This is a genomic window from Pectinatus haikarae, assembly GCF_015732185.1.
Classification (GTDB): domain Bacteria; phylum Bacillota; class Negativicutes; order Selenomonadales; family Selenomonadaceae; genus Pectinatus; species Pectinatus haikarae.
This window is the reverse complement of record NZ_WIQM01000012.1, coordinates 1-9,740: the sequence shown is the minus strand read 5'-3', so window position 1 is coordinate 9,740 and position 9,740 is coordinate 1. Positions and strand designations below refer to the sequence as shown.

Below are 9,740 nucleotides of genomic sequence, written 5' to 3'. Positions count from 1 at the left end.
TATGCAGCTCCATACGCTTCAAGAGCCCAAACTTCCATTTCACCAAAACGCTGTCCACCAAACTGAGCTTTACCACCGAGAGGCTGCTGAGTTACAAGTGAATACGGCCCTGTGGAACGGGCATGAATTTTATCATCAACAAGATGATGAAGTTTAAGCATATATACGCAGCCGACAGTTACAGGATTTTCGAAAGGTTCACCGGTACGTCCGTCATAGAGGATGGTTTTGCCATCATTAGAAAAACCTGATGCGTGAAGTGTTTCAAATACTTCAGTTTCCTTTGCACCATCAAATACAGGCGTTGCTATATGCAATCCAGCGGTATCGGGTTTAGGCATATCATAAGCATCAAAATCATAACCGATTTCTCTCAATCGTTTTTCCACGGAAAGGTCGCCCGCGTTTATCTGCATGCCAAGTTCACGTACTGCCATGCCAAGATGCGTTTCTAACACCTGTCCTATGTTCATACGCGAAGGGACACCAAGAGGATTCAAAACGATATTTACAGGCGTTCCATCTGGCAGGAAAGGCATATCTTCTTCACGCATGACACGTGATACGACCCCTTTATTGCCATGACGGCCAGCCATTTTATCGCCGACAGCTATTTTACGCTTTTGGGCTATATATACACGAACAAGTTGGTTTACACCGGGTGGTAATTCATCGTTATTCTCTCTGCTGAAAAATTTTTACATCGACAATTTTGCCTGCTTCACCATGCGGAACGCGCAGTGATGTGTCCCTGACTTCTCGTGCTTTTTCACCAAATATGGCACGCAGCAGTCTTTCTTCTGCAGTGAGCTCAGTTTCTCCCTTAGGAGTTACCTTGCCAACCCATATATCACCAGGACGAACCTCAGCACCTATGCGGATGATACCTTTTTCATCAAGATCTTTGAGAGCTTCTTCGGCAACATTAGGCATGTCACGTGTTATTTCTTCCGCACCTAATTTTGTATCACGGGCATCGCATTCATATTCTTCGATATGAATAGAGGTATAAATATCTTCTTTTACCAATTTCTCGCTGAGAAGAATAGCATCTTCATAGTTGTAACCTTCCCATGGCATAAATGCTACTATTATGTTGTAGCCAAGAGCAAGTTCACCGTGATCAGTTGCCGGTCCGTCTGCAATAGGCTGTCCCTTATATACACTATCACCCTTGTAAACGATTGGCATCTGATTAATGCAGGTGCCCTGATTGGAACGCAGATATTTCTGGAGTTTATATATATCATGATCGCCGTTTTCCTTGCGGACAACGATCTGATCGGCAGTGACTTTTGAAATTGTGCCTGCATTTTTAGCCAAAACCATTACACCCGAATCACAGGCGGCCTTATATTCCATTCCTGTTCCGACTAAAGGTGCCTGCGTACGAAGCAGTGGTACTGCTTGACGCTGCATATTTGCGCCCATTAAGGCACGATTGGCATCATCATTTTCAAGGAAAGGGATCATTGCGGTTGCTATAGAAACTACCTGCTTAGGTGAAACATCCATATAATCAACAGAATCAACAGGCATGAGACTTGTTTCTTCATGAAAACGAGCGGTAACACGATTTGATAAAAACCAATCATTTTCATTCAATTTTTCATTAGCCTGAGCGATGACGATGTCATCTTCCTCGTCCGCAGTGAGATAATATACTTCATTTGTGACCTTTTTATTGATTTTATCAACTTTACGATAAGGTGTTTCCATAAAACCAAAACGATTCACACGAGCATATGTGGATAGAGAACCAATAAGTCCGATATTAGGTCCTTCAGGAGTTTCAATAGGACACATGCGTCCATAATGTGAGTTATGAACATCACGAACTTCAAATCCTGCACGTTCTCGTGATAGTCCGCCAGGACCCAATGCGCTTAGACGGCGCTTATGCGTCAATTCACTGAGCGGATTGTGCTGATCCATAAACTGAGACAGCTGACTTGAACCAAAAAATTCTTTTATCGCAGCAACTACAGGGCGTATATTGATAAGCGCCTGGGGCGTTATAACTTCATTGTCTTGAATAGTCATTCTTTCTCTGACAACACGTTCCATTCTTGAAAGACCAATACGGAATTGGTTTTGCAGAAGCTCACCAACAGAACGCACACGACGATTTCCCAGATGATCTATATCGTCAGTAGAGCCTATACCGTCCATCAGATTAAGAAGATAATTTATTGATGCCATTATATCCTCTATAGTAATAGTTCTGTGATGATATTCAAGTGTCGGTGAGCAGATCATTTTCATTGGCTTATCTGTCTTGCTTTTTACGTAGAAAGATATCATTTCACCGTCACCAAAAATATTCTTTTCTTGTTCTACGTTTATAGATTCAAGCATAGACATATCAATTAGGGTATCCGCCGGAACAACTATTTCGCCGGTCGTACGATCAACAAGCGGCTGTGTGAGCTCATGCCCAGTGAGGCGTCGTTTCCAGCCAAGCTTTTTTGTGACCTTATAACGGCCAACTGTAGCAAGGTCATATCTTTTAGGATCAAAGAAAAGTCCGTCCAGAAGGGCCTGTGAATTCTCAATTGTCGGCGGTTCTCCGGGACGCAGCCTTTTATATATCTCAACGAGTGCTTCTTCTTTTGAAACAGCACTGTCACGTTCCATTGTATTGACGATACGGGGATCGTTATCAAAAAGCTCCGCAATAGCGGGGTTGGAACTGATGCCAAGTGCTCTTATAAGAATAGTAACAGGAAGTTTGCGCGTCCGGTCTATTCTCACAGAAATCACATCATTAGCATCATTTTCCAGCTCTATCCACGCGCCGCGGTTAGGAATAAGCGTAGAACTATACAACTGTTTGCCAGTTGAGTCAGTTGCCACTCCGTAATAAGCACCAGGAGAGCGCACCAGCTGACTTACTATGACACGCTCAGCTCCATTTATAATAAATGTACCGCCTACACTGCCGCAGCTTGATCAGGCGGAAAAAGCAACAACCGTACAGAACCAATAAGATTTGTTTTTCTTTAAGCGCCAGTTGTGTTACAATTGATTTCGAGAGGAGGTGAGAATATGGATAACAATACAATAATAGTTAAGACGGCAGCTCCTTCGTCAGACAGCAGCAGTAAAAACAGAAAAACTACTGTCAGAAAAAACTCATCGAGCAGTTTTTCCGGTGCTTTGGACAATGCAAAAGACACTGCTGATGCTGATGTAAAAAAGGATACACTCAACGATAAAGTATCAGATATCGGCAAGAAAATTGCAGACAAAGAGAATAAGCCTGATGATGCACTTTCACAAAAAAAAGGTGCTAAGTCAGAAAAAGAGAAAACAGCTGATGATAAAACGACTGCTGCGGCAGTGACAACGGCGATTGATGCTATAACAAATGCTGCAGATATAAATGTTCTGGCAGCACTGGTCACAGCACCGCAGACTGAGGCGGCAACAGACAACGGCATCCCCGCAAAGCTGAATACAGCATTAGCTGAATTGACCGGTCTTGTAAAAACGACAGTTTCTGATGATAAAACGGCGAAAACTCAGTTAAATGCAGTAAATAATACTGAAAAGATTCAGTTAAGCACGTTGTCTGACAGTGATGTTGTAAATTCAGCTGAAGGGAAAAGTCCTGAGCAGCCAAAAACGATTTTGAATCAGTTTCTTAATGCTGGAAATAGTATAAAATTGCAAGGTACCGATACTGCAGGTAAAAAAATTACTGCGGATCAAACGAGCAAAACTGCAAATATTATATCGCAGGTACAGACTGCCCAGGGAAGGTCTGCTTTGGGCGCGGAAACATTGGCTTCACCGGCAAAAGAAAATTCTTCAGTGCTGTCGGTCAAAGTTCCTGATCAGGTCAGCACCGAACTGCTGCGGAACACGAAACAGCTTGATGGCAGTACAACAGCTGATCAAGCAGCCGTAAAAAATAAAAATACGGTACAGCTTAATGTTATTGACTTAACGTCTAGGCAGGAAAACGGTAATTCGGGAACGACGTTCAGTGAACAGAGTACACAGCAGGAAAATCTTTTGACGGGAGAGTCAAAATCTGCGGCAGAAAAACAAAATAAGGGTGCTGACACTAATCAATTAAATCATATTTTTTCAGTGGCATCGTTGTCAGATGATACGCTGAAAAGCTCTGCTCAAAGTATGGCATCAGTGTCAGACACAGCGCAGCAAAATAGGCCGCAGGACAATTATAATATTGCAGGTCAGATCATAAAAAATGCCCAGTTGATAAAGGCAAATGAAAACTCACAGATCACGATAAATCTGCAGCCGGAACATTTGGGAGAACTTGCCTTGAAAATCAGCGTAGCGGCAGACGGTGCGGTGAATGCTTCCTTTCACAGTGACAACGCACAGGTGCGCAATCTCATACAGTCGACAGTGGTTCAGCTGCGGCAGGACTTGCAGGATCAGGGAATAAAAGTGGACCATATAAATGTTTACAGCGGTCTAAGTGATATGCTGTCAAACGGACAGCATAATTCAGGACAGTTCAGCAAAGAACAAAAGAAAACTGACTACAGAATTGGGCAATTGGTTGAAGCTGCAGGTCAGATGGAAAATCTCAGTGCAGCAGTATCGTCAAGTGGACAGAACCAAAGTCTTACAAGTGACGGGATTGATTACAGAATATAAGGAGCGATTATTATGGCAACAAGCGCAGTGAACCCCACAACGGGAACGACCTCAACTTCCTCAAATTCTACGACTAAAACCTCAAGCGTGGACACGCTCGCGAATGAAGACACATTTATGCAGCTTTTGGTGGCGCAGATGAAGAATCAGGATCCTTTAAATCCGTTGGATGGAACGCAATATGTTTCGCAGCTTTCACAGCTGACCTCCACCGAACAGATATCAAAAATGGCAACAGCTATGAATACGATGTCGTCTATTGTTGACAATTTGAATACCTCTGTTTTAGTCGGACAGCTCAGCTCTATGATCGGCCAGAATGTTACATGGTCAACAGAAAGCTCTGTTACCGACAGCAAAGGCAATACTACCACTAATAAAGTGCAGCACACCGGTGTCGCACAGGGAGTTACCATCAGTGACGGAACCCCTTCGCTGGTAGTGAAAGAAGGCTCGGGTGTAACGACCGTCAGCGTCAGTGATCTTACCCTTATAGGCAAGACTGGACTGGAAAGCTAAAAAATTTACGGCAAGGGAAGTAGATATGTATGGCAGTTAATTCGCGAATATATTTACAGCCACTTATGCCGGTTGGTAATCAGAATAATGCGTCAGCGCAGGTATCCTCCCAGAAGAAAAACAGCAGCTCAAATTTTGCCGATATATTGAAACAGACAAGTCAGACGGTTGGTTTTTCTCAGCATGCATTGAGCAGGATGGCAGAGCGGAATATAAAATTAAGTGATGCTGATATGGACAAAATGAATGATACTGTGTGTAAGATGGCGCAAAAAGGCTCTAAGGAAGCGCTGATTTATTTAAAAGGAGCAGCTTTTGTTGTCAGTATAACCAACAAAACTGTGATTACCGCTATGGATGGCGTAAGTACAAAAGAAAATATATTTACAAATATTGATAGTGCGGCTATATTATAGGCTGGACCTTCGGGGGGCTTTGACCGCTGAATGACAGAGGCGGACAGCCGCACACAAAGGAGTTTGATTTATTATGATGAGAGCGCTTTATACCGCCGTTTCCGGTTTGAAAAATCATCAGACCAGAATGGATGTAATAGGTAATAATGTGGCCAATGTTAATACGACCGGTTATAAATCAAGCCGTGTAACATTCGCAGATACTTTGAGCCAGACTATATCAGGTTCATCGTCAGCAAATGATAATATTGGCGGGGTCAACGCAAAACAAATCGGCTTGGGAATGTCAGTATCTTCCATAGATACAAACTTTACGCACGGCAGCGCGTCCTCTACCGGCAATAACACGGATTTGGCTATAGATACGGATGCAGGGCTGTTTGTTGTAAAAAATGGTAATCAAACGTATTATACCCGCAATGGTAATTTTACGCTTGATAATGAAGGAAATCTTGTAATGAATGGCAGTGGTCTTCATGTACAAGGTTGGAATGCGGTTAATGGAAAAGTTAATCCTAATGGGGCTACAGAAAATTTAAAAATTGATATGGATTCTACTATGCAGCCTAAAGCGACTTCTTATGTTAATTTTGGCAGTAATTTATCAGCAGATAGTGCAGCATCAAAAGTGACGGCTATTACTTTGACGGTAGAAGATGCTGATGGTAATACGCAGCAAGTTGTTGTTCCTAGCACGGATACCACAGCTGGAACAAACGGAAATAAATATGTTGTAGGAGATTCATATACGCAGTGGGGCAGCATGCCTTCAATAACGGGTGGTACAATTAAAAACGTACAGTTAACATTGGCTGATGGTACCACTACTTCTGGTGTCTATGGTCATACGGGGGGATATGGTTTCGGAGATAATACTTTTCCTAGTTATACAAGTATGATGACTGTTTATGATAGCTTGGGTAAGGCACATGCAATTCCAGTAATGTATGAAAGAACAACGGGGAGTACCGATGCCGATGGAAATGCAGTAGCGACCACAGACACAAATAAGTGGCTTGTCAGTGTTCCCAAGGGAACCTATGACGGAGTGGAAACTGCGGGGACCACGGCTACCATAAGATTTAACGGAGATACCGGGAAAATTGATACAACAGGTACGTATGCAACTGATGTGGCAGTGCCTATCACGGTGCCATATCCAAATGGAGCTGATTTGAATGCGACTATAAAGCTGGATTTTTCAAATATAACACAGTACTCCGGTAGCTCAAATGTTAATACATCCGCAACCGATGGTTATGCTGCTGGTTTTTATAAGGATATGTCCATAGGTCAGGATGGGGTTATAACACTGACTTATACCAATGGACAAAAGCAGCAGGGCGGACAAGTTGCCATTGCTACCTTTAACAACGAAGCAGGATTGGAAAAGGCAGGCGGCAGTCTATATACGGCTTCGAATAATTCAGGATCCGCTAAGATAGGAACGTTCGATTCTCAGGGAGTCTCGGTCACACCGGGAGCCTTGGAAATGTCAAATGTTGATATATCCAATGAGTTTAGTGATATGATCGTCACACAGCGCGGTTTTCAGGCAAATTCAAAGATAATAACAGTGGCTGATGAAATGCTGGAAACATTGGTCAATATGAAGAGATAAATTTTTTGGATGAAGATGAGGGGAGATATTCTCCCCTTGCCTTTTTTCCTTACCTGTTTTAATATATCTTCATTGATATATAATAAAAAAACTTGGAGATTAATATGATAAAACTTACAAAATTTAATTCGGATTCAAATAAAAAAGGAGAATTTATCCTTAATGCTGAAATAATAGAAACTATAGAACAAACTCCGGATACAGTTATAACACTGCTGAACGGAAAAAAATTGATAGTCGATGAAAAAATGGAAGAGGTAGTGCGCAGGGTAATGACTTATCGCCGCGCTTTGCATAAGTATTAATACAGGAAAATTACACGATATTTTTAACTAAGATATTGTATTTATATATAACTGCATACAAGGAAGGTGTGGGGAATATGGCGGAAGAGGAAGTTGTAAGCAATGGCAGTGGTGAAAATGGCGGTTCCAAAAAGAAAAAATCCATGTTGCTCGTTATCGTGCTTGTCTTGGTGGGATTAGCGCTGGCTGGAGGGATATCTTATTTTGTTACTACAAAAATAGTTAGCACATCTAATGTTAGTGCCCCTATAAAAAAGGAACCTGGGGTTTTTGTGAAGATAGGAGATCCTAAGGACGGCACTATAATAGTCAATGTCGGTGGTGTGAAATCGGGCAGATATCTGAAGGTTGGTATCGTCTTGGAGATGAATCCAGCAGACGAAGTTAATTTTAAAGAACATAAGATAACGGATGCCGCACAATCTAAAGTGCTTGATGCGGTTATGAGTACTTTTCGCAAACAGGGCATAGAACAGCTGGAAGCGTCTAATGAAGATAAATTAAAGGAAGCTATAAAGAATGAAGTTAATGCTGCTATTGGTGATGGCAGTGTTTACAATGTCTATATAACGAGCTTTGTTCTGCAGTAACAATATTTATTCTTATATAATTTTTGTGCTGATTTATTTTATAAAGTACATGGTCATTTATTATGAATAAGTAGAAAGGAGGATGAAGGTTGGCAGGAGACATTTTATCACAATCTGAAATTGATAAACTATTGTCAGCTATTTCGACCGGTGTTGTTTCTGCTGATGAGGTAAAAGTTGAAGAGCAAAAGAAGATCAAGATATATGATTTTAAAAGACCTGATAAATTTTCTAAGGATCAGATCAGGACTTTGTTCATGCTTCATGAAAATTTTGCCCGTGTTCTTAACACTTATTTGTCTACGCACCTTCGTGTATTGGTAAAAGTGGAAGTTGCCTCTGTTGATCAGCTTACATATGAAGAATTTATCCGTTCATTACCAAATCCGAGCGTGATCAGTGTTTTGTCATTGTCCTCTCTCAAGGGAAATATAATTTTTGAGATGGATACAAATGTAGTATTTTCGATCATTGATCGTCTTTTTGGCGGTGTTGGCGACGAAAGTAAAATGAAGGCAAGAACACTGACAGACATTGAAGAGACAGTCATAAAAAAGATGATGAGCAAAATGATGGAAGGGTTACAGGAAGCATGGCACAATGTTCAGGATTTTGAACTGAATATTGAAAGCATGGAATCTAATCCCCAGTTTACACAGATCGTTCCTTCAGGAGATATGGTCGTCATTATCACTCTTCAGCTTAAGGTAGGAAATGTTGAAGGGCTCATAAACATCTGTATCCCTTATATTGTTATAGAACCTATCGTTCCAAAATTGACGACGACTTTTTGGGTATCTGCCGCATCAGCACGGCAGGAACATCCTGAAGAAGTTGATATGCTGAAAAGGAAGCTGCGCAGGGCAATAGTTCCAGTCAGTGTAGAATTGGGAAGACTGAGTCTCGCGATAAATGAGTTTTTGACATTGGGTATGGGAGATACTTTACGGCTTAATACAAAAGTGGATGATGAGCTTGTCTGCATAGTCGGTGAAAGGCCAAAATTTTATTGCCGTCCCGGAATTATAGGAAAAAGATCAGCGGTACAAATAACAAAAGTAATAGAATCAGAAGACGAAGAGGAGGAAAAAAGGGATGGCTGACGGAATGCTTTCGCAAGAAGAAATCGATGCTTTGACTAAAGGCATAGCTCCGGATACACCACAGGAGACAGATTCGGCTGCACAGGCAGATTTATCAAGTTCATCAGACGAAACACAAAATAATGAAGCTCTTACTGATGTCGAAAAAGATACTCTGGGAGAAATTGGCAATATATCAATGGGCAGTGCAGCTACTACGCTGTCAATGCTGCTGGGACATAAAGTTTCTATAACAACGCCAAATGTAAGTATAGAAACAATGGCTGATATAAAAACACATTACCCAATGCCTTATCTTATAGTTGGAGTCAGTTATACTACAGGGATAACTGGAAATAATATCCTGGCAATTCAGGCTGGTGATGCGGCTATTATTGCTGATTTGATGATGGGCGGTGACGGAACGAACGTCACAGATGAGCTTGATGAGATAAGGCAGAGTGCTGTGAGTGAGGCTATGAACCAGATGATGGGTTCGGTTTCTACTTCACTGTCTCAGATTTTTAATAAAAAAATAGATATTTCACCTCCGCAGGTTCATATGGTGG

8 protein-coding genes and 1 pseudogene are annotated in these 9,740 nt (G+C 41.7%); 8 read left to right on the top strand and 1 reads right to left on the bottom strand.

What is annotated here, in order from left to right:
* Nucleotides 1–2,931, bottom strand: a pseudogene (gene rpoB, locus I6758_RS08240) (DNA-directed RNA polymerase subunit beta); the annotation flags it as partial.
* Between the two features lie 117 nt (nt 2,932–3,048).
* Between rpoB and I6758_RS08235 the strand changes: the two are divergent.
* The 8 genes from I6758_RS08235 to fliY all read left to right on the top strand — a co-directional run.
* Nucleotides 3,049–4,638 carry a flagellar hook-length control protein FliK gene (locus tag I6758_RS08235; RefSeq protein WP_196604738.1) on the top strand — a complete coding sequence of 530 codons (1,590 nt, stop codon included), beginning with the start codon at nt 3,049–3,051 and terminating at the stop codon, nt 4,636–4,638.
* Nucleotides 4,639–4,650: 12 nt separating this feature from the next.
* Complete coding sequence (locus I6758_RS08230; RefSeq protein ID WP_196604737.1) at nt 4,651–5,157, top strand: flagellar hook assembly protein FlgD; 507 nt, start codon at nt 4,651–4,653, stop codon at nt 5,155–5,157.
* Between the two features lie 29 nt (nt 5,158–5,186).
* Nucleotides 5,187–5,573 carry a TIGR02530 family flagellar biosynthesis protein gene (locus I6758_RS08225; protein ID WP_196604736.1) on the top strand — a complete coding sequence of 129 codons (387 nt, stop codon included), beginning with the start codon at nt 5,187–5,189 and terminating at the stop codon, nt 5,571–5,573.
* A 73-nt stretch (nt 5,574–5,646) separates the two neighbouring features.
* Nucleotides 5,647–7,194 (top strand): flagellar basal-body rod protein FlgF, encoded by a 1,548-nt coding sequence (flgF, locus tag I6758_RS08220; RefSeq protein WP_196604735.1) that lies wholly within the window; start codon nt 5,647–5,649, stop codon nt 7,192–7,194.
* A 104-nt stretch (nt 7,195–7,298) separates the two neighbouring features.
* The gene (locus tag I6758_RS08215; RefSeq protein ID WP_196604734.1) at nt 7,299–7,499 is read left to right on the top strand and encodes a flagellar FlbD family protein; all 201 of its coding nucleotides are present in this window, start codon (nt 7,299–7,301) and stop codon (nt 7,497–7,499) included.
* A 77-nt stretch (nt 7,500–7,576) separates the two neighbouring features.
* Entirely contained in the window at nt 7,577–8,089 is a 513-nt protein-coding gene (locus I6758_RS08210) for a flagellar basal body-associated FliL family protein (protein ID WP_196604733.1), read from the top strand.
* Between the two features lie 89 nt (nt 8,090–8,178).
* Nucleotides 8,179–9,192, top strand: a complete 1,014-nt coding sequence (gene fliM, locus I6758_RS08205; protein WP_196604732.1) for a flagellar motor switch protein FliM — start codon at nt 8,179–8,181, stop codon at nt 9,190–9,192.
* The coding region (fliY, locus tag I6758_RS08200; protein WP_196604731.1) for a flagellar motor switch phosphatase FliY at nt 9,185–9,740 on the top strand (556 nt) is incomplete at its 3' end. The genes fliM and fliY, both read left to right, overlap by 8 nt.